Origin of the sequence: Pseudomonas sp. ICMP22404 (assembly GCF_006227205.1) — a bacterium.
In the GTDB taxonomy this organism is placed as follows: domain Bacteria; phylum Pseudomonadota; class Gammaproteobacteria; order Pseudomonadales; family Pseudomonadaceae; genus Aquipseudomonas.
Window position 1 is genome coordinate 105,308 of sequence record NZ_VCNG01000005.1, and the last position, 23,245, is coordinate 128,552.

The following is a 23,245-nucleotide window of genomic DNA, read 5'->3' on the forward strand; positions in this document are numbered from 1 at the left end:
AGGACGACACACGATGAAAATAACAAAGAGTCTGTTGCAGGTCGGCGCACTGGGATTGTCCCTGCTGGCGGCCAGCGTCATGGCCGCGGTGCCTGCGGGCGAGGCCGACAAACTGGGCAAGAGCCTGACGCCGATGGGCGCCGAGATGGCCGGTAATGCCGACGGTTCGATTTCCGCCTGGAAGCCCATGGCCAAGAATGCCGGTAGCGTGGACAGCAAAGGGTTCCTCGCCGACCCGTATGCCAGCGAGAAACCGCTGTTCACCATCACCGCGCAGAACGTCGAGCAGTACAAGGACAAGCTCGCGCCGGGTCAGTACGCGATGTTCAAGCGCTACCCGGAAACCTTCAAGATGCCGGTCTATCCGACCCATCGTGGCGCCACCGTGCCGGATGAAGTGTTCGCGTCCATCAAGAAGAACGCGGTCAACACCAAGCTGGTATCCGGCGGCAACGGCCTGGAAAACTTCGAGACCGCCATACCGTTCCCGATTCCCCAGAGCGGCGTCGAAGTGATCTGGAACCACATCACCCGCTACCGTGGCGGCAGCGTGACGCGCCTGGTGACCCAGGCCACGCCGCAAGCCAACGGCTCCTATAGCCTGGTGTATTTCCGTGATCAGTTCGTGTTCCGCGACAAGATGAAGGATTTCGATCCGGCCAACCCTGGCAACATCCTGTTCTACTTCAAACAGCAAGTGACCGCGCCGGCACGCCTGGCCGGTGGCGTGTTGCTGGTGCACGAAACCCTCGACCAGGTGAAGGAACCGCGCTCGGCCTGGGTCTACAACGCCGGCCAGCGTCGGGTACGTCGTGCGCCACAGGTCTCCTATGATGGTCCGGGTACCGCCGCCGATGGCCTGCGTACCTCCGACAACCTGGACATGTACAACGGTGCGCCGGATCGCTACGACTGGAAGTTGGAAGGCAAGAAAGAGCTGTATATCGCCGCCAACAGCTACAAGATCGACTCGCCACAACTCAAGTACGCCGACATCCTCAAGGCCGGCCACATCAACCAGGACCTGGCGCGTTACGAGCTGCGTCGTGTCTGGCATGTCACCGCGACCCTGAAGGAAGGCCAGCGCCACATCTACGCCAAGCGCGATTTCTTCATCGACGAAGATACCTGGCAGGCGGCGGTGATCGATCACTACGACGGTCGTGGCCAACTGTGGCGAGTTGCCGAGGCCCATGCCGAGAACTACTACGACAAGCAAGTGCCGTGGTACGCCCTGGAAACCCTCTACGACCTGCAGTCCGGCCGCTACCTGGCTCTGGGCATGAAGAACGAAGAGAAATCGGCCTACGATTTCGGCTTCACCGCCACCACCGCAGACTTCACACCGAACGCGCTGCGCCAGGACGGTATCCGCTAAACCGCTTTACCCCGAGGCCGCATCCTCGGATAAACGCCCCGACTGGTTCGGGGCGTTTGTTTTTTGGCCTGAATGTGGGAGCAAGGCTTGCCCGCGATGGAGTTAACGCGGTTTGCCCTGGAACCGAGGCGCCTTCATCGCGGGCAAGCCTTGCTCCCACGGGATGTGTCGTCAGGAGATGTCGATTTGTAGTCTTTTTGTAGCCATTTGTAGCACTCCCTTCAATACCTCTTCGTTTACGGCTAGTCTGCGGACATCTGCAACGCCGCCACCTGCATCTAAACAAGAGCCGGCCATGACTGATCTGTCTTCACTTCCGGATTCTGCCCGCGCAGCCTTTGCGGTACAGGACGGGCGCTTCTATCGACCGCCTCTGCCCGACGGGCACGTCGTGCGGCCGCGGTTGTGCGAGCGTTTAAGTGCGGGGCTCGGCGGCCGATTGCTGTTGGTCAGTGCGCCGGCGGGGTTCGGCAAAAGCTCCCTCGCGGTGGAGTTCTGCCAGAGCCTGCCGGTCCATTGGCAAAGCCTCTGGTTGGGGCTCAACACCAGGGACAATGATCCGGGACGTTTTCTGGAGCGGCTGCTCGAAGGGCTCCAGGCACTCTTTCCACAGCTGGGCGGCCGGGCAGCGGGGCTACTGAAGATGCGCCAGCGCCACCAGCCCTTCGCGTTCGAAGAATGGCTCGATGGCCTGCTGGATGAACTGACCAGTCACCTGACGCTTCGCAACCCCTTGCTGTTGGTGCTCGACGATTATCACCTGGCCCAAGGCCCCGTACTGGATCGTTGCCTGCAGTTTTTCCTCAATCACTTGCCTGATGGTTTGCTGGTACTGGTCACCAGCCGCCAGCGACCGAACTGGCATCTGGCGCGCCTGCGCCTGTCGCGGCAATTGCTCGAACTGAACGAGCAGGACCTGCGCCTGACCCATGGCGAAGCCCTGACACTGCTCGAGCATCACAGCATCTCGTTGCGCGGTGAAGCGTTGGAAAACCTTATCCAGCGCAGCGAAGGCTGGGTGGCCGGGCTGCGTTTCTGGTTGCTGGCCGCCTCCGAAGCCGGTTCCGAGGGCGGGCTGCCACAGACGCTGCACGGTGGGGAAGGGCTGATCCGCGATTATCTGCTCGAAGAAGTCATCGACTGCCTGCCCGCCGAGGTGCAGGCGTTTCTCTACGACACCGCGCCACAGGATCGCTTTTGCAGCGAACTGTGCGATGCCGTGCGCGAAGCCCATGACAGCGCCGAGATCCTGCAATATCTGGCGGCCCATCAGGTGTTCCTGGTGCCCCTGGACGAACACGGTCATTGGTATCGCTACCACCATCTGTTTTCCGATCTGTTGCGCAGCCGCCCCAGCGCACCCGCCATGGTGCCGGCCGCGACCCTGCACTTGCGCGCCTGTCGCTGGTTCAACGCCCAGGGGCTGATCGACGAAGCCGTGGAGCAGGCGCTGCGGGCCGGGCACCTGGATGTGGCGGCGAACCTGGTGCAGACCCTCTCGGAGGAACAACTGCTGGCCGAGCAGAACGTCGGCATGTTGCTGCGCTGGAAGATGGACCTGCCCGACAGCCTGCTCATCAGTACCCCGAGGCTGATTGTGCTCTACAGCTGGGCACTGGGGCTGGCCTGTCAACTGGACGCCGCCGAAGAACTGGCCGCCCACCTGAGCCGCTTCCTGCCGGCACCGTCGGCCACCGCGCAAAAATCCATGCTTGCCCAATGGTTGGCCCTGAGCGGGATCGTCGCTCGTGGCCGTGGGGACCGTGAAGCCACGGTGCGTTATTGCACCGAAGCCCTGGAAAGCCTGCCGCAAAAACGCTACGGCCAACGCCTGATGTGCCTGTCCACGTTGTCGAACCTGGCGATTGCCGACGGTGACCTGTGGCGCGCCCGTGGTTTGAACCGCGACTCCCTGGAACTGGCACAGCGGGTCGGCAACCCCTTGTTCGAAGCCTTGGCTCATTACGATCGCGCCCGGGTCCTGCAGGCGCGGGGAGAGATCCTGCGGGCGCTGGATGAAGTGCGCCAGGGCCTGCAACGCTTGCACAAACTTTCGCCCCAACGGCTTTATGCGGTACGGGCGCGGTTGATCCTGTACGAGGGTTTCCTGCTGACTTTGCGTATGCAGCCCCAGGCCGGACTGGCGCGGTTGCAGGCCGGTCTTACCGAAGCACGGGCCTGCCGCGACATCAGCGTGCTGCTCGGTCATTGCGTGATCGCCCGTATCGAAGGCAACAGTGGCGAGTTCGCCAGGGCCTTTGCCGAACTGGCTGAAGCCGAGCGCCTGATGCATATCTGGGATGTTCCGCCGATCTACTACCTGGCGATGATCACACTGGTCAAATGCGAGCTCTGGCTGGCCCAGGGCCGCACCGAGCTGGCCGAAGCCTGGCTGGCGCGGCTGGGGCGGACCTATACCGGGGAGCAGGCCGCGGCGCCGCCAGAGTTCCACCCGCAATTGCCGCTGCATATCGAGCTGCAACAGGCACTGCTGGAGTCCGTTCGCGGTCAACCGATGCTGGCTGAAGGGCGGCTCAACGCCTTGCTTGAACACGGCCAGCAAACCGGCCGGCAGATGCTCAGCGTGATGGCCCTCAACCAGAAAGTCGCCTTGTTGCTGAGTGTCGGCCGCGAACCGGCGGCCCGCAATGCCCTGGCTCAGGCTTTTGAAGCCGCCGGTGGCGGAGTGCTGCAACCGTTCGAATGGCTGCTGGGCGACGAACATCGTGAATGGCTGCGCGAGCAGCTGCTGCACGCACCCCCCAGTCCCTTGTGCCAGAATCTGCTCGAACGCCTGCCGACGTCGACGCAACCGGCCGACTCCCCGGCACCTGTCGAAAGCCTCAGCAGCCGCGAACGGGCGGTGCTGCAACTGATTGCCCAGGGCTGTTCCAACCAGGAAATCAGCGAGCAGCTGTTCATTTCGTTGCATACGGTCAAGACCCATGCCAGTCATATCAACAGCAAGCTTGGCGTGGAACGTCGCACCCAGGCTGTGGCGAGGGCCAAGGAGCTGGGGTTGTTGGGCTGAGTCCAGCTGCGCAAAGCAACCTGCCACAGAAGCCAGCCAGTAAAGGAATGACTCGATGTTACCCCGGTACAAAACCATCCCATCCCCGGTCGGCCAATTGATCCTCGTCGCCCGAGGCGCAAGACTGGCCGCGATCCTGTGGGAAAACGAGCGACTCAACCGTGTGTGCCTGGGCCCCTTGGAAGAAGACATTCATCACCCGATGCTCGAGGAAACCGAGCGTCAACTGATGGAATACTTCGCCGGGCAACGGCGCCGTTTCGAGCTGGAGCTGGACTTTGTCGGCACGGACTTCCAGAAACGGGTCTGGCAGGCACTGCTGACCATTCCCTTCGGTGAGACCCGCAGTTACCGCGACATCGCCATCCAGATCGGTCAGCCGACTGCTGTTCGGGCGGTGGGCGCAGCCAACGGTCGTAACCCAATCTCGATCATCGCTCCCTGCCATCGTGTCATCGGCAGCTCTGGCAGCCTCACCGGTTTCGCCGGTGGGCTGGCTGCCAAGCAATGGCTGCTCAGCCTCGAAGGTCAGCAGAGCCTTCAATTGGCGTTCTGACCTCAACGGACAGTCCCACCGGAAAACCTGCGCCCATGAAAAAGCCCGCCCGATCACAGGATCGGGCGGGCTTCTGGTGTGGCTTGCAGCTTACTTCTTCAAACCGTAATGCTCATCGAGCATGCCGGGCGAATTCGGTGCCTTGGGGGCGTAGTCCCTAGGTGGTTCCTGATCCCTTGGCGGAGTCAGGCGTTCCCGTGGTGCCTGCGCCGAGTCGGCGTGCAGGGCGGCCAGCAGGCGCTGGCGAGTCTGTTCGTCCAGGGCCAGGCGGTTGGCACCCTCGGACAAATGATCCTGAACATCCTGATAGCTCTGGGTGAGTTTCTTCACCAGAGAAGCGGTGGCGTTGAAGTGGGTCACCACCTCATTCTGATAACTGTCGAAACGTTCCTGAATGTCGTCCAGCTGACGTTGCGTGCTGTTGGGCACTGCGTTGGGCAGCAGTCGGGCAAGCAGGAATCCAATGGCGACACCGGCAACCAGGGCAAGAGTCGGCAACAACCAAACTAAGAGCGAGTGTTCCACGAGTCCTTCCTCTATAAACGGCTTTGCTTTACGTTAACGGCTCGGACCTGCGCTGTATACCGCGAAGAACATCGCAATCATGCCAGGCACAGACTTTTAGCTAGACGAGTCGACCCTATCCGGGGTCACGGAGTTCTTTCCCTTGCTTATACGCGAAACCCCTGTAGTCATCGACGGCCCGGTGGGCCAACTGGAAGCGTTGTACCTGGACAGCGAGGCGCCCCGTGGCCTGGCGTTGATCTGCCACCCGAACCCGGTGCAGGGCGGGACCATGCTCAATAAAGTGGTTTCGACCCTGCAGCGCACTGCCCGGGATGCCGGCCTGGTCACATTGCGTTTCAATTATCGCGGTGTCGGCGCCAGTGCCGGTAGCCATGACATGGGGACCGGTGAAGTGGACGACGCCCAGGCCGTCGCCGCATGGCTGCGGGAAAAACACCCGCAACTGCCCTTGAGCCTCTTCGGTTTTTCCTTCGGCGGCTTCGTCGCTGCCAGCCTGGGTGGACGGCTCGAAGCCCAGGGGCAATCGCTCAAGCACCTGTTCATGGTGGCTCCGGCGGTGATGCGCCTGGACGAGCAGTCGCCTTTGGCGAAGAGCGGCGCGTTGACGGTGATCCAGCCAGAAAATGATGAAGTCGTCGATCCCCAACTGGTCTACGATTGGTCCGACGCGCTCCAACGCCCCCATGAGCTACTGAAAGTGGCAGAATGCGGGCACTTTTTTCATGGCAAGCTGACCGATCTCAAGGATCTGCTCCTGCCGCGCCTTTCGAATTGACAGCAGTCTGACAAGCGATAATTCATGACGACTCGTACCCGTATCCTGACCGGCATCACCACCACCGGCACCCCGCACCTGGGCAACTATGCTGGCGCCATCCGCCCGGCGATTCTCGCCAGCCGCGACAGCAATGCCGATTCGTTCTACTTCCTGGCCGACTACCACGCCCTGATCAAATGCGATGACCCGCTGCGCATTCAGCGCTCGCGCCTGGAAATCGCTGCGACCTGGCTGGCCGGCGGCCTGGATGTGGATCGCGTGACCTTTTATCGCCAGTCCGATATCCCCGAGATCCCGGAACTGACCTGGCTGCTGACCTGTGTCGCCGCCAAGGGCCTGCTCAATCGCGCCCATGCCTATAAGGCCTCGGTGGACAAGAATGTCGAGACCGGCGAAGACCCGGACGCCGGCATCACCATGGGTCTGTACAGCTACCCGGTGCTGATGGCCGCTGACATCCTGATGTTCAACGCCCACAAGGTGCCGGTCGGTCGCGATCAGATCCAGCACGTGGAGATGGCTCGGGACATTGGCCAGCGCTTCAACCACCTGTTTGGCCAGGGCAAGGAGTTTTTCACCATGCCCGAGGCGCTGATCGAAGAAAGCGTCGCCACGCTGCCAGGGCTCGATGGCCGCAAGATGTCCAAGAGCTACGACAACACCATCCCGCTGTTCAGCAGCGCCAAGGAGATGAAGGACGCGATCTCGCGAATCGTCACCGACTCCCGCGCCCCGGGTGAAGCGAAGGATCCGGACAACTCGCACCTGTTCACGCTGTTCCAGGCCTTTGCCACCCCGGCCCAGTCAACCGAGTTCCGCAACGAGCTGTTGCAGGGCCTGGGTTGGGGCGAAGCGAAGAATCGTCTGTTCCAATTGCTCGACAGCGAACTGGGTGAGTCCCGCGAGCGTTATCACCAGTTGATCGAACGTCCGGTGGACCTTGAAGACATCCTGCAACTGGGCGCGAAAAAAGCCCGGGCCGTGGCGACGCCGTTCCTTAACGAACTGCGTGAAGCCGTTGGCCTGCGTTCGTTCGTCAGCCAGGTCCAAGTGGCGGCCAACACGAAGAAAAAAGCCACCAAGGCGGCGCGTTTCGTCAGCTTTCGCGAAGACGACGGCAGTTTCCGCTTCCGCCTGCTGGCTGCCGACGGCGAACAACTGTTGCTGTCTCGCCATTTTGCCGATGGCAAGACCGCGGGCCAGGTGACCAAGCAACTGCAAGCCGGCCAGCCACTGGACGTACGCAGCGAGGCGGCGGGCTTCAGCGTCTGGCTCGAAGGCGAATGCGTGGCGGACAGCCCGGCTTTTGCCGACGAAGCTGCGCGGGATGCGGCCATCGATGCGCTGCGCGTCGCGCTGACCCCCGCGCAGGATTGATCCAAAGCATCATCCGACCATCGGTCCTGAATAAGGGCCGATTGCCATTCTTACGGGCCGTCGCTACAGTGACGGCCCGTTTTTGTTGCCTTGCTAACGAATATGACGCCCCTAGAACGATATCAAGCTGATCTGAAACGCCCGGAGTTCTTCCACGACGCAGCCCAGGAAACGGCGGTGCGGCATTTGCAGCGCCTGTACGACGATCTGATCGCCGCGTCGAACAACAAGCCGGGCTTGTTGGGAAAACTGTTCGGCAAGAAGGAACTGGCACCGGTCAAGGGCCTGTACTTCTGGGGTGGCGTGGGCCGTGGCAAGACCTACCTGGTGGACACCTTCTTCGAGGCGCTGCCGTTCAAGGAAAAGACCCGCACGCACTTCCACCGCTTCATGAAGCGTGTGCACGAAGAGATGAAGACCCTGGGTGGCGAGAAGAACCCATTGACCATCATCGCCAAACGTTTCTCCAATGAAACGCGGGTGATCTGCTTCGATGAGTTCTTCGTGTCCGACATCACCGATGCCATGATCCTCGGCACCTTGATGGAAGAGTTGTTCAGGAACGGCGTGACCCTGGTCGCCACGTCGAACATCGTGCCGGACGGCTTGTACAAGGACGGTCTGCAACGGGCGCGCTTTCTCCCGGCCATCGCGTTGATCAAGGAACACACCGAAATCGTCAACGTCGACAGCGGCGTCGACTATCGTTTGCGCCATCTCGAACAGGCGGAGCTGTTCCATTACCCACTGGACGCCGCTGCCGAAGAAAGCCTGCGCAAGAGCTTCCGCGCCCTGACGCCAGAATGCACCCAGGCGGTCGAGAACGATGTGCTGATGATCGAGAATCGCGAGATCCGCGCAGTCCGCACCTGTGACGATGTGGCCTGGTTCGATTTCCGTGAGCTGTGCGACGGCCCTCGCAGCCAAAACGACTACATCGAGCTGGGCAAGATCTTCCACGCCGTACTGCTCAGCGGCGTCGAGCAGATGAGTGTCACCACCGACGACATCGCCCGTCGCTTCATCAATATGGTGGACGAGTTCTACGACCGTAACGTGAAGCTGATCATCTCGGCCGAAGTCGAACTCAAGGACCTCTACACCGGTGGTCGCCTGACGTTCGAATTCCAGCGGACCCTGAGTCGCCTGCTGGAAATGCAGTCCCACGAGTTCCTGTCGCGGGCGCATAAGCCTTAGGCTGATTCGGAAAGCACAAAGGGCCTGCGATTGCAGGCCTTTTTTATGGCTGATCCACCGCATAACCCTGTGGGGGCGAGCCTGCTCGCGATGGCGGTGGGTCAGCTTGCTACGATTCTGAATGTGCTGCCGTCATCGCGAGCAGGCTCGCTCCCACATGGGGTAGTGGGGTCCGAAGCCTTACGCCGCCTGCTGAAATTGCTGCCGGTACTGGTTCGGCGACAGGTCCGTGTGCTGCCGGAACAGCCGCGCGAAGAAGCTCGCGTCGTCGTAGCCCACTTCGTAGCTGATGGTCTTGATGCTCTTGCGGCTCCCGGAGAGCAGGCCCTTTGCGGTTTCGATGCGCAGCCGTTGCAGGTAATGCAACGGTTTGTCGCCAGTGGCGGTCTGGAAGCGGCGCATGAAATTGCGAATGCTCATGCCATGTTCCCGGGCGACGTCTTCGAAACGGAACTTGTCGGCGAAGTGTTCTTCGAGCCAGTGCTGGATCTGCAGGATGATCACGTCCTGATGGAGTTTCTGCCCGCCGAAACCGATCCTGCCCGGCGAATAATTGCGCTGCACTTCATACAGGATGTCCCGCGCCACGGCCTGGGCCACGTTGGCGCCGCAGAAGCGCTCGATGAGGTAGATGTAGAGATCGCACACCGAGGTCGTGCCACCGGCGCAGAACAGGTTGTCGGCGTCGGTCAGGTGTTTGTCCTGGTTCAGATGCACCTGGGGAAAACGCTCCCTGAAGGCGTTGAAGAAGCGCCAGTAGGTGGTGGCTTCCTTGCCATCGAGCAGCCCGGCCTCGGCAAGCCAGAACACGCCAGTGGCCTCGCCGCACAGTACGGCGCCGCGAGCGTGCTGTTCCCGCAGCCAGGGCAGGACCTGGGGATAGCGTTGGCAAAGGGTGGGGAAGTCATCCCAGAACGCCGGCAGGATAATCACATCGGTATTTTCCAGCCCGCCATCCACCGGCATGATCACTTCGCTGAAGCTGTTCACCGGTTTGCCGTCAGGGCTGACCAGTCGGATTTCAAACGCCGGTGTCAGGCCTTGGCCCAGTTGCTTGCCGTAGCGCAGGCTGGCCAGGTGGAAGAAATCCTTGGCCTGCATGAGGGTGAAAGCGAAAACCCGGTCGACTGCCAGGATGCTGACGCGCCGTAAGGGCGTGGAGGGGTGCATAGACATAATTTCATCTTGTTTTTATAGGGGAAAGTGGTCACCAGACGGCTGGATCGTCTTATTTTTTGTCGGATGTGTCCAGTGTCCTATGGTACATCCCGGGCTTAGGCTCATCGGATGACCCCCTCCAACCATAACCAAAGGTGCGCCATGATTCCCAGAACCCTGTTCAGTCCCGAGCACGAATTGTTTCGCGACAGCGTGCGAACGTTCCTGGAAAAGGAGGCCGTGCCCTACCACAGCCAGTGGGAAAAACAGGGTCATGTCGATCGCCAGCTCTGGAACAAGGCCGGGGAGGCGGGGATGCTGTGTTCGCACCTGCCGCAAGCCTATGGCGGGCTCGACGCGGACTTTCTCTACAGTACGGTGGTGATAGAGGAGATCGGCCGCCTGGGGCTGACAGGCATCGGCTTCTCACTGCATTCCGATATCGTTGCGCCGTACATCCTGCATTACGGCAGCGAAGCGTTGAAGCAGAAATACCTGCCGAAGCTGGTTTCCGGCGAAATGGTCACGGCCATCGCCATGACCGAACCCGGCGCCGGTTCCGACCTGCAAGGGGTGAAAACCACGGCGGTACTGGACGTTGATGAATACGTCATCAACGGTTCGAAGACCTTCATCACCAATGGCTTTCTCGCCGACCTGGTGATCGTGGTCGCCAAGACCGATCCGAAAGCCGGTGCCAAGGGCACCAGTCTGTTTCTGGTGGAAGCGGGCACGCCGGGTTTCGAGAAGGGCAAGCGCCTGGAGAAAGTCGGAATGAAGGCCCAGGACACGTCGGAGTTGTTCTTCCAGGATGTCCGCGTGCCGAAGGAAAACCTGCTCGGGCAGGCCGGAATGGGGTTTGCCTATCTGATGCAGGAGTTGCCCCAGGAACGCCTGACCGTCGCGATTGGTGGCCTGGCCTCGGCCGAAGCGGCGCTGCAATGGACGCTGGACTACACCCGCGATCGCAAGGCCTTCGGCAAATCCATCGCGGAGTTCCAGAATACCCGCTTCAAACTGGCGGAAATGGCCACCGAGATCCAGATCGGCCGAGTCTTCGTCGACCGCTGCCTGGAGCTGCACCTGCAAGGCACGCTCGACGTGCCGACGGCGGCGATGGCCAAGTACTGGGGCACGGACCTGCAATGCAAGGTGCTCGACGAATGCGTGCAGTTGCATGGCGGCTACGGTTTCATGTGGGAGTACCCGATTGCCCGGGCGTGGGCGGATGCGCGGGTGCAGCGGATCTATGCGGGGACCAATGAAATCATGAAGGAGATCATTGCGCGGTCGCTTTGATTGCGTTGTGCTCTTGGGGTGATCGTTCCCACGCTCTGCGTGGAAACGCCGCCAGGGACGCTCTGCGTTCCGCTCTGGTGACGCGGAGCGTCACCGGATGCATTCCCACGCAGAGCGTGGGAACGATCAGCAACCCTTGTGGGAGCGAGCCTGCTCGCGATTGGGTCTACGGGTCAATCAAGGAGCAGGATTCGGCTGATCCCTGTGGATCGCCTCGATCCCCGCCAGCACTTCGTCCGACAGCTTCAGATCGAAGCTGGCGATGTTGCTGTCCAGTTGTTCAAGGGTGGTGGCGCCGATGATGTTGCTGGTCACGAACGGTTGTTGCGTGACGAACGCCAGGGCCATCTGTGCCGGGTCCAGGCCATGTTCACGGGCCAGCGCCACATAACGGCTGCATGCCGCTTCCGACTGTGGATTGAAGTAGCGCATGAAGCGGCTGTAGAGCGTCAGGCGGCCCTTGGCCGGCCGTGCGCCGCCTTCATATTTACCCGACAGGAAGCCGAACGCCAGCGGCGAGTAGGCCAGCAGCCCGCACTGTTCGCGAAGGGCGACTTCCGCCAGGCCGATCTCGAAGCTGCGGTTGAGCAGGTTGTACGGATTCTGGATCGACACCGCTCGCGGCCAGCCACGGGCTTCGGCCAGGGCGAGGAATTTCATGGTGCCCCACGGCGTCTCGTTGGACAGGCCGATGTGGCGGATCTTGCCGGCACGGACCTGTTCGTCGAGGGCCTCGAGGGTTTCCTCCAGTGGGGTGAATTCTTCATCGGCTTTGTGCTTGTAGCCCAGTTGCCCGAAGAAGTTGGTGCTGCGTTCCGGCCAGTGCAACTGGTAGAGATCGATCCAGTCGGTCTGCAGGCGCTTGAGGCTGGCGTCCAGCGCTTCGACGATGTGGCGGCGGTTGTGCTTGAGGTTTTTGTCGCGGATGTAATCGATGGTGTTGCCGGGGCCGGCGATCTTGCTCGCCAGGATCCAGTCGGCACGGTCGCCACGGCTCTTGAAATAGTTGCCGATGTAGCGCTCGGTGGTGGCATAGGTCTCGGCCTTGGGCGGGACCGGGTACATCTCGGCGGTGTCGATGAAATTGATGCCGGCACCCTTGGCGCGTTCGATCTGGGCGAAAGCCTCGGCCTCGCTGTTCTGCTCACCCCAGGTCATGGTTCCGAGGCACAGGGCGCTCACGTTCAGATCGGTACGGCCTAGCTGGCGATAGTCCATCGGGGGGCTCCTTGGGCAAAACAATCATAAAAGCAGGTTGAAATATTTTTCGCAATCTGCATAATTGCGCACCTCTTTCTGCAGTGGAAGTGATGCGCCGCCGCCGAAGAATCTTGCCGTTGAACGGACGCGCCGACCCGAGCCCCCGAAAGCGTCTGTATCCGGCTGCCTTTGACTTGTCAAAGTACGCACTATTCAGTAAGATCCGCCGTCTAATTTACAGGGCGGCCCCTGAGGCTATAAAGAATGAAAACTTTTACTGCTAAACCGGAAACAGTACAGCGCGACTGGTTCGTCGTCGACGCTGCTGGTCAGACCCTGGGTCGTCTGGCCACCGAAATCGCGAGCCGTCTGCGTGGCAAGCACAAGCCTGAGTACACCCCTCACGTTGACACCGGTGACTACATCGTCGTGATCAACGCTGAGCAAGTACGTGTTACTGGCGCTAAAACCACTGACAAAATGTACTACTCCCACTCCGGTTTTCCGGGCGGCATCAAGTCGATCAACTTTGAAAAGCTGATCGCCAAAGCCCCTGAGCGCGTGATCGAGACCGCGGTTAAAGGCATGCTGCCTAAGAACCCACTGGGTCGCGACATGTATCGTAAGCTGAAGGTTTATGCGGGCGCTGCTCACCCTCATACTGCTCAGCAGCCCCAAGAACTGAAGTTTTAACGGAATAGTTCATTATGTCGGCGACTCAAAATTACGGCACTGGCCGTCGCAAGACTGCAACCGCACGCGTTTTCCTGCGTCCGGGCACTGGTAACATCTCCATCAACAACCGCTCCCTGGATAACTTCTTCGGCCGCGAAACTGCCCGCATGGTAGTTCGTCAGCCGCTGGAACTGACCGAGACCGTCGAAAAATTCGACATCTACGTCACCGTTATCGGTGGTGGTGTAAGTGGTCAAGCTGGCGCAATCCGCCACGGTATCACTCGCGCTCTGATGGACTACGACGAAACCCTGCGTAGCGCCCTGCGCAAAGCTGGCTTCGTGACTCGCGACGCTCGCGAAGTTGAACGTAAGAAAGTCGGTCTGCGTAAAGCGCGTAAGCGTCCGCAGTACTCGAAGCGTTAATTTCGCTTCCGCTTTCAAAAGGCGCCCAGTTTCCTCACGGAGCTGGGCGTTTTTTTATGGGCGAAATAATTGCTCTGTGACAACTTGCCACATTCGTAGAGCCCCTATACTACAAGGCTTGGCGGTAGGGCCGCTTGGTAATTACCTTGTCAGAATTGGGGGTTTTCATTACCATTCGGCAAAATTTTTATAAGTTCAGATTTTTACTTAGTAGACGCCTGATCTAACAGGCCACAAAGCTGATGGGAGAGGACTGAATGAGCAATGACGGCGTGAATGCAGGCCGGCGTCGCTTCCTGGTAGCAGCCACATCCGTGGTGGGTGCTGCAGGAGCGGTGGGGGCTGCGGTCCCGTTCGTGGGGTCATGGTTTCCCAGTGCCAAGGCGAAAGCTGCAGGTGCACCGGTGAAAGTGAATGTCAGCAAGATCGAGCCAGGCCAGCAGATGATTGCTGAATGGCGCGGCCAGCCGGTGTTCATCGTCCGCCGTACAGAGGAAATCCTGGGGAATCTGAAAAAGATCGAGGGCCAGCTGTCCGATCCCTCTTCCAAGAACTCGGCCCAACCGGAATACGTCAATCCTGAAACGCGTTCGATCAAGCCGGAAATCCTGCTGCTGATCGGGATCTGTACGCACCTGGGTTGCTCGCCAACATTCCGTCCCGAAGTGGCCCCTGCCGATCTGGGCAAGGACTGGGTAGGCGGCTATTTCTGCCCTTGCCACGGCTCCCACTACGATCTGGCGGGGCGCGTCTACAAATCGCAGCCTGCACCTCTGAACCTGCCAGTTCCCCCGCATTCCTATGAGTCGGATGAGATCATTGTCATCGGCGTCGACACGGAGAAAGCGTGATGAGCAAACTTATGGATTGGGTTGATGCGCGCTTTCCCGCGACCAAGATGTGGGAAGACCATCTCAGCAAGTACTACGCTCCGAAAAACTTCAACTTCTTCTATTTCTTTGGCTCCCTGGCATTGCTCGTTCTGGTCAACCAGATCGTCACCGGTGTCTGGCTGACCATGAGCTACACCCCGTCGGCGGAAGAAGCGTTCGCTTCCGTCGAGTACATCATGCGTGACGTCGAGTACGGCTCGATTCTGCGTCTGCTGCACTCCACCGGCGCTTCGGCGTTCTTCATCGTGGTCTATCTGCACATGTTCCGTGGCCTGCTCTACGGTTCGTACCAGAAGCCCCGCGAACTGGTGTGGGTCTTCGGCATGTTGATCTACCTGGCGCTGATGGCTGAAGCCTTCATGGGTTACCTGCTGCCATGGGGCCAGATGTCCTACTGGGGTGCCCAGGTGATCATCTCGCTGTTCGGTGCGATCCCGGTCATCGGCAACGACCTGACCCAGTGGATCCGTGGTGACTACCTGATCTCGGGCATTACCCTGAACCGCTTCTTCGCCCTGCATGTGGTAGCCCTGCCGATCGTGATCCTCGGCCTGGTGGTGTTGCACATCCTGGCGTTGCACGAGGTCGGCTCGAACAACCCGGATGGCGTGGACATCAAGAAGCACAAGGACGAAAACGGTGTACCGCTGGATGGCATCGCCTTCCACCCGTACTACACCGTGAAGGATATCGTCGGCGTAGTGGTGTTCCTGTTCATCTTCTGCTCCATCGTGTTCTTCTTTCCGGAGATGGGCGGCTACTTCCTCGAGAAGCCGAACTTCGAACAGGCGAACGCCTTCAAGACGCCTGAGCACATTGCCCCGGTCTGGTACTTCACGCCGTTCTACGCAATTCTGCGGGCGATCCCGGACAAGTTGATGGGCGTTATCGCCATGGGCGCGGCCATCGCCGTGCTGTTTGTCCTGCCATGGCTGGACCGCAGCCCGGTCAAGTCGATGCGCTACAAAGGCTGGCTAAGCAAGATCTGGCTCGTGGTGTTCTGCATCTCGTTCGTGATCCTGGGTGTGCTGGGTGTACTGGCACCGACACCGGAGCGTACGTTGCTGTCGCAGGTCTGTACGTTCCTGTACTTCGCCTACTTCATTCTGATGCCGTTCTATACCAGGCTCGAGAAGACCAAACCGGTTCCGGAAAGGGTGACTGGCTGATGAAAAAGCTATTTGCTGTACTGATTCTTGCTGCCATGCCTGTCTTGTCCTTCGCGGCCGAACACGGTGGTCCAGAGCTGGAAAAAGTCGATATCGACGTTTCCGATAAAGCCGCCATGCAGGACGGCGCACGTACGTTCGCCAACTACTGCATGGGTTGCCACAGTGCCAAGTTCCAGCGTTACGAGCGCGTGGCCGATGACCTGGGCATTCCCCATGAGCTGATGCTCGAGAAATTGGTGTTCACCGGCGCCAAGCTGGGCGATCACATGACCGTCGGCATGCAGCCGGCAGATGCCAAGACCTGGTTCGGCGCTGCGCCACCCGACCTGACCCTGGTCGCTCGTGTACGCGGTACCGACTGGCTCTATGGTTACCTGCGTTCGTTCTATGAAGATCCTGCGCGTCCATGGGGCGTGAACAACAAGGTCTTCCCGAACGTCGGCATGCCGAACGTTCTGGTCGGCCTGCAGGGTCGTCAGGTGGTAGGCTGCAAACAGGTGCAGATCGTCGAGAACGGCAAGAAGCAATTCGACCCGTTGACCGGCACCGCCTTGACTCATGAAGCCTGCGATCAGTTGACCATCGTGCCGAACAGCGGCGCCTTGACGCCTGAGCAGTTCGACGAGAAGGTCAAGAATCTGGTGACGTTCCTGGCCTACTCGGCCAACCCGGTGAAGCTGCAGCATCAGCGCATCGGTACGTATGTATTGCTGTACCTGGCGTTCTTCTTCGTATTCGCTTATCTGCTCAAGCGTGAATACTGGAAAGACGTACATTGATAAAGCGGTAAGTTGTTGCTGTTAATCGTGCGCGCCCAAGGGCGTCTCTGAAGGTGTAACGAGCCTGGTCAGCCAGGTGTTACGGGAGACGCCCTCTGGGCGCGCTCGTTTTTCTTTCCTAAAATTTCAACAAGCGAGGAGGATCGCCATGGGCGTGACCAATCGGTTGGCCTGTTACTCCGACCCCGCCGACCACTATTCCCACCGGGTACGTATCGTACTGGCAGAAAAGGGTGTCAGCGCCGAGATCATTTACGTCGAGGCTGGCCGTCAGCCGCCGAAGCTGATCGAGGTAAACCCCTACGGCAGCCTGCCCACGCTGGTCGATCGTGACCTGGCATTGTGGGAGTCGACGGTGGTGATGGAATACCTGGATGAGCGTTATCCGCACCCGCCCTTGCTGCCGGTATACCCTGTGGCGCGTGCCAACAGCCGTTTGCTGATCCATCGTATCCAGCGTGACTGGTGCGGGCAGGTGGATCTGATCCTGGATCCGCGGACCAAGGAGCCGGCGCGGGTGGTGGCGCGCAAGGAGTTGCGTGAAAGCCTGACAGGCGTATCGCCGCTGTTCATCGACAAACCGTTTTTCCTCAGTGAGGAACAAAGTCTGGTGGATTGCTGCCTATTGCCCATACTCTGGCGTTTGCCGATTCTGGGTATCGAACTGCCGCGGCCCGCCAAGCCGCTGCTTGATTATATGGAGCGCCAATTTGCGCGTGAGACTTTCCAGGCGAGTCTGTCTGGTGTCGAACGCGACATGCGCTAAGGCTTAGGGAGCCGCTATGAACTCCAGTCGACCTTATCTGGTCCGCGCGCTCTACGAGTGGATTGTGGACAATGATTGCACCCCGCACATGCTGGTCAATGCCGAATATCCATCGGTACAGGTGCCGCAGGGGTTTGCCAATGACGGGCAGATTGTCCTGAACGTATCGCCGGCAGCCGTGCGCCATCTGCACATGGACAACGATGCCGTGAGCTTCGAAGGCCGCTTCGGCGGTGTGCCGCATACGCTGTATGTACCTATCGCTTCGATCCTGGGGATTTATGCCCGGGAGAATGGCCAGGGCATGGTGTTTGAGCTGGAAACGCCGATGGATGGCGAGGAAGAGTACGAGGTGGATGATGACCTGCCGCCACCGGATGATGAGCCGCCGCGGCCTAGTGGTCGGCCTAGTCTTAAGGTGGTGAAGTAACAGGGGCGGCTATTGCGTGGGATTTGTGTGTATATCCTTTTCTGCGGTAACGGCTGCTTAGGGTTCCGCCCTTACGGCGGGTCACTTTTGGAAGAGCCCGGGGTGCCGGCCAACCAAAAGTAACCAAAAGCGCTTTGCCCCACCACTGGGCACCTCGCCAAGGCTCGGTGTTCCCTCACTCCGGCATCGCTCCGTGGGCCCGCCGCGAAGGGCCATCCATGGCCCAGCGCGGCTATCCCGGCATCCATGCCGGGTTGCCCACTACGCAACGCCTGCGTTCGGCCCTCGTGGTTAACGGGGCGCCCAAGATCAAAAGCCAAAGCCAAAGCCAAAGCTAGGCGGCCGAATGGCCTGCCTGACTTTTCCGGCTGTACCTGAATCCACCTGTGGGAGCAAAGCTTGCTCGCGAGGCGACCTGGCAGCCGACCTGTCTTTTCCGGCTGTCCCCGAACAATTGTGGGAGCGAGCCTGCTCGCGATTGCGATGTGTCAACCTACATCAATGCTGCTGACCTGACGCCATCGCGAGCAGGCTCGCTCCCACAGTGGGATTGAGGTGCAGCCGTAAAGACAGGCCGGCCGTCACGCCGCCTCGCTTTTGCTTTTGCTTTTGCTTTTGATCTTGATCTTGATCTTGATCTTGGGCGCCCCATTAACCACAAGGGCCGAACGCAGGCATTGCGTAGTGGGTATCCCGGCATGGATGCCGGGATAGCCGCGCTGGGCCATGGATGGCCCTTCGCGGCGGGCCCACGGAGCGATGCCGGAGTGAGGGAACGCCGAGCCTTGGCGAGGTGCCCAGTGGTGGGGCGAGGCGCTTTTGGTTACTTTTGGCGCCTTTTCAAAAGTAACCCGCCGTAAGGGCGGAGCCGCCAGTAGCCGTTACCGCAGAAAAGGATATACACACTAACCACACCCCCCCAAAAAAAACGGCGCTTCCCCGTCTGAAGAAGCACCGTTTTCTAGCCAAGCGCAGCATCGAGAGCCGCAACAACCCTCAGTCAATATACTCAAACAACTTCACGATCTTCTGCACCCCAGACACCCCTTGCACCAGATTGGTCGCCTGAGCAGCCTCTTTCTTGGTCAGCAGACCCAGCAGATAAACGATGCCATTCTCGGTCACAACCTTGATACGCGAGCCGGGAATGCTGGCATCGGTCAGCATCTGGGTCTTGATCTTGGTGGTCAGCCAGGCATCGTTCTGACGCGCCAGCAGCGAGGACGGTTGCAGGACCTGCAATTCGTTATGCACGGTCTTGACCCGTTGAACGGCACTGGCCTCTTGTTCGGCCTTGGCCTTGAGGTCTTCCCGTGGGGTCTGGCCCGCCAGCAGCACGACACCGTTGAAGCTGGTGACGACGATGTGCGAGTTGTTGTCCAGGTCCGGGTCGGCCTTGGCGATGTTCACGCCGACTTTGGTTTCGATCAGGGAGTCGTCGATCTTGCTGCCGAAGGTGCGGGTGCCGCGGTCGTCTTCGATCGGCTTTTCCCGGCTGGCATTAACCACCGATGTGCAGCCGCTGATGCCGAGGCACAGGGTCAGGGCCAGAAGGCCCAGGCGATTAGGGGTCATTCTTCACTCCCGAATATTTGGCTGTCGATCAAGTCGCAAAGACAATGGATCGCCAGCAGGTGGACTTCCTGGATGCGTGCGGTGACTTTGGCCGGTACGCGGATCTCGACGTCTTCAGGCAACAGCAGTGAAGCCATGCCGCCGCCGTCGCGCCCGGTCAATGCTACGACAATCATTTCGCGATCATGTGCGGCCTGGATCGCCTGAATAATATTGGCCGAGTTGCCGCTGGTGGAAATCGCCAGCAGCACATCGCCGGGTTGGCCCAGGGCGCGGATCTGTTTGGAGAAGATTTCGTTGTAGCTGTAGTCGTTGGCGATCGAGGTGATCGTCGAGCTGTCGGTGGTCAGCGCGATGGCCGGCAGGCTCGGGCGTTCGCGCTCGAAACGGTTGAGCAGCTCGGACGAGAAATGCTGGGCGTCGCCGGCGGAACCACCATTGCCACACGAAAGCATTTTGCCTTCGTTGAGCAGGGCGTTGACCATCACTTGGCTGGCTTGCTCGATGTAGGGTGCAAGTACGTCCATCGCCTGTTGCTTGGTGTCGATACTGGCCTGAAAAAGCTGGCGAATTCGTGATTGCATGTCCATCTGTGTGACCTTAAGTAGCGCGACTTATCGGCACAAACGTGTGCGGCGCGCAAAGCAAAGAGCAAGTTGAGTGAAGGTGTCCGGCTCGGTTCGTCATGGGCGTGGGCGTTCAGCTGTCGAAGGCATTCTGCAGCCAATTCAACTGATCGGCGTTGCTGTCGATGGCAACCACGTCGAAACGGCAGGGATGATCAGCCCAGCGAGATTCGTTTTGCAGGAAATACTGCGCGGCGAAAACCAGTTTCTGGCGCTTGCGCTCGTCGATGCTATCGAGCGCACCACCCCATTGGGTATTTTTTCTGTAGCGGACTTCGACGAATACTACTGTATCGCCGTCAAGCATGACCAGATCAAGCTCGCCGCGTTTACACAGCCAGTTCTGCGCCACCAGACGCAGGCCTTGCTGCTGGAGATGCGCGAGGGCCTGGCCCTCGGCATCCCGTCCGCTTTGCTGGCGTGATCGTTCGGGCATCAGCGCTGGGTGTCCGGCAGGCGCTGTACCTGGCCGTTGACGAACTCGGCCCAAGGCAATTGACGCTGAATCCGTTGGGACTGGGACACCGCCAGGCTGCCCGTCAGGCCTTCGATACGGCTGTCCGGCAGTGTCTTGAGTTGGCCCAGGCGCGGCGCCAGGCGATAGGCATCTGCCCCCATCGCATACAACCGGCCGAGGCTGCCGGCAGCTTGTGGCCACTGGGCAGTGACCTGCTTGCGCAATGGATCGTTGGCATCAAGCAGCCACGGGGTTTCGCAGAAGCGAATACCGTTCATGTCGTTGTACTGGTTCTGGTCGCCGCTGGCGCTGAACACCTGGGACGTCGCATAGACCGGCACGTCTCCAGCGTACTGGAAGTTCAGGGTCGGCTTGATCTGCTGGGCCTGCTGTGGGGTCGACGCCAGGAAGATGAACTCGATGTCCTGGCGACGGGAAGGCTGGGCCGCGACCGTGGTGCCCACGGTGTTCTGCAGGCTCTTGGCGCGACCTTCGCTCTGGCGCAGTTGGAACATGTCGGCGATCTGCTGGGCCAGTTGCACGGGTTGGTCGACGCGTTCGATGGCGAGAATGGAGCCGCCGGTGGCTTGCCAGTCCTGGCTGAAGGCTTTCAATACGCGATCACCCCATTCGCCCTTCGGTACCATGACCGCTGCGCGATGCAGACCGTCGGCGCGGGCACGACGAGCGACTTCGCGGGCTTCATCCTCGGGGGCCAGGCCGAACTGGAACAGCTGGGGTGGGCCTTGCTCGCCTTCGCTGTAGTTCAATGCCAGGGTGGTGATCGGCAACTGCGCACGCGTGCTGATCTGCTTGACCAATGGTTTTTCCAGGGGGCCGACCACCAGTTGCACGCCGTCGGCCTGGGCCTTGCGATAGAACTCGTCCATGGAGGTCAGGGTCGAGCTGTCGTAGAACTGGATGCTCGGTGGGTTCTGTCCGGCCTGCTGGGCCTGGTAATGCGATGCCATGAAGCCTTCACGCAGGGCTTTGGCGACTGCGGCCAACTGGCCATTCTGCGGCAGCAGCAGGGCGATCTTGCTCAGGGGCTGGCTTGCCAGTTCCTTGAGCTTGACCAGGGGTGTCGGCAACTGAAGTGCGGCCGGGTGCTTCGGGTTCTGTTCGCGCCAATGGTCGATGGCCGCTTGCTGCTGTTCCAGGGTGCCGGCGGTTTTCACGGCGCGGGCCAGGCTCAGCCAGCCGCCGAGGTCATCGGTGGTGGTCGGTTGCAATTGATCGGTGGGCAGCGAGGCAATCAGCGACCAGATCGCTTCATGGTTTTTAGCGGCGGCTTCGTTCTCGAGCAGGGGCGCAATGAAGATACGTTCCTTCGCAGCTGCCAGGGTCTGGCCATCGGCTTCGAGGGCGCGGGCATGGACGGTCCCGGTGCGGACCTGCTGTTCCACCGGCATTTCGCTCAGGTGTTGCAGGCTCGGGTGGCTCAGGGCGGTCAGCGCCGCCTTGGGCTGATTGCGCGTCATTGCCAGTTCCGCCGCCAGGGTGCTGGCGAAAATCTGCTGGCCTGGCTTGAGCTGTTCCATCGGCACTTGTTGCAGGATTTGTGCGGACTGGCCGGCATTGCCCTGGCGGTAGGCCAGGTCCGCTGCGCTCAGGCGCAGCAGGGCGGCTTTTTCCGGTGTTTTGCTTTGGGCGGCCTGTTCGAGCAGTTGCTCGATACTGGCATCCGGGGTCCGGGGAAGTTCGCCAAGGCTGGACGAGGGCGAGCTGGCGCAGGCCGCCAGAAGGGCGGCGAGGCAAAGGGCGGAGAGCAGCCGCAGGCAAGCGATCATGTAAATGTCCTGATACGAGATCAAATTAGCGTCGAATTGTACCCAAGCGCTGGCCGGGGCGCGATGTCAGTGGCGTGAATCGATCAATTTAGATGGTTCAAATGTTGTGGTGCAGCACAAAGCGTCGTTCACTCGGGAGGTGACACTAAATCCCCTCACCACAGGGATGATGTGAACGGCTGAGACCGGCACACGCTACAATGGCAGTTTTACCGATTGTGAGGTGCGCGCTTTGACTGCTCCAGGTGCTTTGAATTCCGCTGCAGGCTCGCTTTATGTGGTGGCGACGCCCATAGGCAACCTGGACGATATCAGTGCCCGGGCGCTGAAGATCCTGCGGGAGGTCGCCCTGATCGCGGCTGAAGACACCCGCCATTCCCAGCGGCTGCTGCAGCATTTCGGTATTTCCACGCCGCTTGCCGCTTGCCACGAACATAATGAACGGGACGAGGGGAGTCGTTTCATCACGCGCCTGCTGGCGGGTGATAACGTCGCGCTGATCTCCGACGCGGGCACGCCACTGATTTCCGACCCCGGCTACCATCTGGTGCGCCAGGCCCGCGCGGCGGGCATCAATGTGGTGCCGGTGCCGGGCGCCTGTGCCTTGATCGCGGCGTTGTCGGCGGCCGGCCTGCCATCGGACCGCTTCATCTTCGAAGGCTTTCTGCCGGCCAAGGCCGTGGGGCGTCGAGCGCGCCTGGAGTCCATAAAGGAAGAGCCGCGCACGCTGATTTTCTACGAGGCGCCGCACCGCATCCTCGAGTGCCTGCAAGACATGGAGCTGGTGTTCGGTCCCGAGCGTCCGGCACTCCTGGCGCGTGAGCTGACCAAGACCTTCGAAACCCTCAAGGGATTGCCGCTGGCGCAGTTGCGGGCCTTTGTCGAAAGCGACAGCAACCAGCAACGTGGCGAATGTGTCGTCCTGGTGGCAGGGTGGACCGCGCCGGAGAGTGAAGAGGCTGTCAGTAGCGAGGCGATGCGGATCCTGGACCTGCTGCTGGAGGAAATGCCGCTCAAGCGTGCGGCCGCCCTGGCTGCGCAAATCACCGGCGAGCGCAAGAACGTGCTGTATCAGGTCGCGCTGGACCGGCAGAAGACCCGGTAAAACCGGACAGGCAACATGGCCAAAGGCTTTTAGCGCTTGTTCTTCAAGCG

23 protein-coding genes are annotated in these 23,245 nt (G+C 60.3%); 15 read left to right on the forward strand and 8 right to left on the reverse strand.

From position 1 onward, the window contains the following. Nucleotides 1-13: 13 nt before the first annotated feature. From FGE05_RS11200 to FGE05_RS11210, 3 genes are all read left to right on the forward strand, one after another. Nucleotides 14-1,378 (forward strand): DUF1329 domain-containing protein, encoded by a 1,365-nt coding sequence (locus FGE05_RS11200; RefSeq protein WP_139644877.1) that lies wholly within the window; start codon nt 14-16, stop codon nt 1,376-1,378. A 295-nt stretch (nt 1,379-1,673) separates the two neighbouring features. Further along, nucleotides 1,674-4,409, forward strand: coding sequence for a LuxR C-terminal-related transcriptional regulator (locus FGE05_RS11205; RefSeq protein ID WP_139644879.1), 2,736 nt, complete (start codon nt 1,674-1,676; stop codon nt 4,407-4,409). 55 nt (nt 4,410-4,464) lie between these two features. Further along, nucleotides 4,465-4,965 (forward strand): methylated-DNA--[protein]-cysteine S-methyltransferase, encoded by a 501-nt coding sequence (locus tag FGE05_RS11210; RefSeq protein ID WP_139644880.1) that lies wholly within the window; start codon nt 4,465-4,467, stop codon nt 4,963-4,965. A 90-nt stretch (nt 4,966-5,055) separates the two neighbouring features. Here the strand turns inward: FGE05_RS11210 and FGE05_RS11215 are convergent, their stop codons facing one another. Beyond that, nucleotides 5,056-5,490, reverse strand: a complete 435-nt coding sequence (locus tag FGE05_RS11215; RefSeq protein WP_024778106.1) for a YhcB family protein — start codon at nt 5,488-5,490, stop codon at nt 5,056-5,058. A 142-nt stretch (nt 5,491-5,632) separates the two neighbouring features. Here FGE05_RS11215 and FGE05_RS11220 point away from each other — a divergent pair, with 142 nt between their 5' ends. The 3 genes from FGE05_RS11220 to zapE all read left to right on the forward strand — a co-directional run bounded on the left by FGE05_RS11220 (nt 5,633) and on the right by zapE (nt 8,845). Continuing rightward, nucleotides 5,633-6,268 (forward strand): alpha/beta hydrolase, encoded by a 636-nt coding sequence (locus FGE05_RS11220; protein WP_139644882.1) that lies wholly within the window; start codon nt 5,633-5,635, stop codon nt 6,266-6,268. Between the two features lie 24 nt (nt 6,269-6,292). After that, nucleotides 6,293-7,648: a tryptophan--tRNA ligase gene (locus tag FGE05_RS11225; RefSeq protein WP_139644884.1), complete on the forward strand. Its 1,356-nt coding sequence runs from the start codon at nt 6,293-6,295 to the stop codon at nt 7,646-7,648. 102 nt (nt 7,649-7,750) lie between these two features. Then, a complete protein-coding gene (zapE, locus tag FGE05_RS11230) occupies nt 7,751-8,845 on the forward strand; it encodes a cell division protein ZapE (RefSeq protein WP_139644885.1) in 1,095 nt (364 codons plus the stop codon). 180 nt (nt 8,846-9,025) lie between these two features. On the opposite strand, the gene FGE05_RS11235 is transcribed toward zapE, so the two are convergent. Further along, nucleotides 9,026-9,922 carry a GlxA family transcriptional regulator gene (locus tag FGE05_RS11235; RefSeq protein ID WP_173668656.1) on the reverse strand — a complete coding sequence of 299 codons (897 nt, stop codon included), beginning with the start codon at nt 9,920-9,922 and terminating at the stop codon, nt 9,026-9,028. A gap of 243 nt (nt 9,923-10,165) precedes the next feature. On the opposite strand from FGE05_RS11235, the gene FGE05_RS11240 reads away from it, so the two are divergent. Beyond that, complete coding sequence (locus FGE05_RS11240) at nt 10,166-11,302, forward strand: acyl-CoA dehydrogenase family protein (RefSeq protein ID WP_139644889.1); 1,137 nt, start codon at nt 10,166-10,168, stop codon at nt 11,300-11,302. A gap of 177 nt (nt 11,303-11,479) precedes the next feature. Here the strand turns inward: FGE05_RS11240 and FGE05_RS11245 are convergent, their stop codons facing one another. Further along, the gene (locus FGE05_RS11245) at nt 11,480-12,520 is read right to left on the reverse strand and encodes an NADP(H)-dependent aldo-keto reductase (RefSeq protein WP_139644891.1); all 1,041 of its coding nucleotides are present in this window, start codon (nt 12,518-12,520) and stop codon (nt 11,480-11,482) included. 246 nt (nt 12,521-12,766) lie between these two features. Here FGE05_RS11245 and rplM point away from each other — a divergent pair, with 246 nt between their 5' ends. From rplM to FGE05_RS11280, 7 genes are all read left to right on the forward strand, one after another. Further along, nucleotides 12,767-13,195 (forward strand): 50S ribosomal protein L13, encoded by a 429-nt coding sequence (gene rplM / locus FGE05_RS11250; RefSeq protein WP_024781110.1) that lies wholly within the window; start codon nt 12,767-12,769, stop codon nt 13,193-13,195. A gap of 14 nt (nt 13,196-13,209) precedes the next feature. After that, entirely contained in the window at nt 13,210-13,602 is a 393-nt protein-coding gene (gene rpsI, locus FGE05_RS11255) for a 30S ribosomal protein S9 (protein WP_003228056.1), read from the forward strand. A 257-nt stretch (nt 13,603-13,859) separates the two neighbouring features. Then, entirely contained in the window at nt 13,860-14,453 is a 594-nt protein-coding gene (gene petA / locus FGE05_RS11260; RefSeq protein WP_139644893.1) for a ubiquinol-cytochrome c reductase iron-sulfur subunit, read from the forward strand. Then, nucleotides 14,453-15,664 carry a cytochrome bc complex cytochrome b subunit gene (locus FGE05_RS11265; protein WP_139644895.1) on the forward strand — a complete coding sequence of 404 codons (1,212 nt, stop codon included), beginning with the start codon at nt 14,453-14,455 and terminating at the stop codon, nt 15,662-15,664. Before petA ends, FGE05_RS11265 begins: the two co-directional genes overlap by 1 nt. Further along, nucleotides 15,664-16,446 (forward strand): cytochrome c1, encoded by a 783-nt coding sequence (locus FGE05_RS11270; RefSeq protein WP_024781107.1) that lies wholly within the window; start codon nt 15,664-15,666, stop codon nt 16,444-16,446. The genes FGE05_RS11265 and FGE05_RS11270 overlap by 1 nt, the downstream gene beginning before the upstream one ends. 148 nt (nt 16,447-16,594) lie before the next feature. Then, nucleotides 16,595-17,212 carry a glutathione S-transferase N-terminal domain-containing protein gene (locus FGE05_RS11275; RefSeq protein WP_139644897.1) on the forward strand — a complete coding sequence of 206 codons (618 nt, stop codon included), beginning with the start codon at nt 16,595-16,597 and terminating at the stop codon, nt 17,210-17,212. Between the two features lie 16 nt (nt 17,213-17,228). Beyond that, complete coding sequence (locus FGE05_RS11280; protein ID WP_024781105.1) at nt 17,229-17,642, forward strand: ClpXP protease specificity-enhancing factor; 414 nt, start codon at nt 17,229-17,231, stop codon at nt 17,640-17,642. A gap of 581 nt (nt 17,643-18,223) precedes the next feature. Here the strand turns inward: FGE05_RS11280 and FGE05_RS29825 are convergent. From FGE05_RS29825 to FGE05_RS11300, 5 genes are all read right to left on the reverse strand, one after another. After that, nucleotides 18,224-18,370, reverse strand: coding sequence for a hypothetical protein (locus tag FGE05_RS29825; RefSeq protein WP_176563000.1), 147 nt, complete (start codon nt 18,368-18,370; stop codon nt 18,224-18,226). A 268-nt stretch (nt 18,371-18,638) separates the two neighbouring features. After that, a complete protein-coding gene (locus tag FGE05_RS11285) occupies nt 18,639-19,217 on the reverse strand; it encodes a BON domain-containing protein (protein WP_024781263.1) in 579 nt (192 codons plus the stop codon). Next, nucleotides 19,214-19,807 carry a phosphoheptose isomerase gene (locus FGE05_RS11290; protein ID WP_139644899.1) on the reverse strand — a complete coding sequence of 198 codons (594 nt, stop codon included), beginning with the start codon at nt 19,805-19,807 and terminating at the stop codon, nt 19,214-19,216. Before FGE05_RS11290 ends, FGE05_RS11285 begins: the two co-directional genes overlap by 4 nt. A 109-nt stretch (nt 19,808-19,916) precedes the next feature. After that, nucleotides 19,917-20,279, reverse strand: a complete 363-nt coding sequence (locus tag FGE05_RS11295) for a YraN family protein (RefSeq protein ID WP_139644901.1) — start codon at nt 20,277-20,279, stop codon at nt 19,917-19,919. Then, nucleotides 20,279-22,090, reverse strand: coding sequence for a penicillin-binding protein activator (locus tag FGE05_RS11300; RefSeq protein ID WP_139644903.1), 1,812 nt, complete (start codon nt 22,088-22,090; stop codon nt 20,279-20,281). Before FGE05_RS11300 ends, FGE05_RS11295 begins: the two co-directional genes overlap by 1 nt. 232 nt (nt 22,091-22,322) lie before the next feature. On the opposite strand from FGE05_RS11300, the gene rsmI reads away from it, so the two are divergent. Beyond that, complete coding sequence (gene rsmI / locus FGE05_RS11305) at nt 22,323-23,195, forward strand: 16S rRNA (cytidine(1402)-2'-O)-methyltransferase (RefSeq protein WP_041020577.1); 873 nt, start codon at nt 22,323-22,325, stop codon at nt 23,193-23,195. The last annotated feature ends 50 nt before the right edge of the window (nt 23,196-23,245 follow it).

Coding starts and splice junctions, on each gene's coding strand:
- rpsI (WP_003228056.1), top strand. CDS start 13,210: ATGTCGGCGACTCAAAATTACGGCACTGGCCGTCGCAAGACTGCAACC.
- FGE05_RS29825 (WP_176563000.1), bottom strand. CDS start 18,370: ATGGCCCAGCGCGGCTATCCCGGCATCCATGCCGGGATACCCACTACG.
- zapE (WP_139644885.1), top strand. CDS start 7,751: ATGACGCCCCTAGAACGATATCAAGCTGATCTGAAACGCCCGGAGTTC.
- FGE05_RS11300 (WP_139644903.1), bottom strand. CDS start 22,090: ATGATCGCTTGCCTGCGGCTGCTCTCCGCCCTTTGCCTCGCCGCCCTT.
- FGE05_RS11275 (WP_139644897.1), top strand. CDS start 16,595: ATGGGCGTGACCAATCGGTTGGCCTGTTACTCCGACCCCGCCGACCAC.
- FGE05_RS11280 (WP_024781105.1), top strand. CDS start 17,229: ATGAACTCCAGTCGACCTTATCTGGTCCGCGCGCTCTACGAGTGGATT.
- FGE05_RS11240 (WP_139644889.1), top strand. CDS start 10,166: ATGATTCCCAGAACCCTGTTCAGTCCCGAGCACGAATTGTTTCGCGAC.
- FGE05_RS11290 (WP_139644899.1), bottom strand. CDS start 19,807: ATGGACATGCAATCACGAATTCGCCAGCTTTTTCAGGCCAGTATCGAC.
- FGE05_RS11270 (WP_024781107.1), top strand. CDS start 15,664: ATGAAAAAGCTATTTGCTGTACTGATTCTTGCTGCCATGCCTGTCTTG.
- FGE05_RS11225 (WP_139644884.1), top strand. CDS start 6,293: ATGACGACTCGTACCCGTATCCTGACCGGCATCACCACCACCGGCACC.
- FGE05_RS11205 (WP_139644879.1), top strand. CDS start 1,674: ATGACTGATCTGTCTTCACTTCCGGATTCTGCCCGCGCAGCCTTTGCG.
- FGE05_RS11265 (WP_139644895.1), top strand. CDS start 14,453: ATGAGCAAACTTATGGATTGGGTTGATGCGCGCTTTCCCGCGACCAAG.
- FGE05_RS11245 (WP_139644891.1), bottom strand. CDS start 12,520: ATGGACTATCGCCAGCTAGGCCGTACCGATCTGAACGTGAGCGCCCTG.
- FGE05_RS11295 (WP_139644901.1), bottom strand. CDS start 20,279: ATGCCCGAACGATCACGCCAGCAAAGCGGACGGGATGCCGAGGGCCAG.
- rplM (WP_024781110.1), top strand. CDS start 12,767: ATGAAAACTTTTACTGCTAAACCGGAAACAGTACAGCGCGACTGGTTC.
- FGE05_RS11285 (WP_024781263.1), bottom strand. CDS start 19,217: ATGACCCCTAATCGCCTGGGCCTTCTGGCCCTGACCCTGTGCCTCGGC.
- petA (WP_139644893.1), top strand. CDS start 13,860: ATGAGCAATGACGGCGTGAATGCAGGCCGGCGTCGCTTCCTGGTAGCA.
- FGE05_RS11210 (WP_139644880.1), top strand. CDS start 4,465: ATGTTACCCCGGTACAAAACCATCCCATCCCCGGTCGGCCAATTGATC.
- FGE05_RS11200 (WP_139644877.1), top strand. CDS start 14: ATGAAAATAACAAAGAGTCTGTTGCAGGTCGGCGCACTGGGATTGTCC.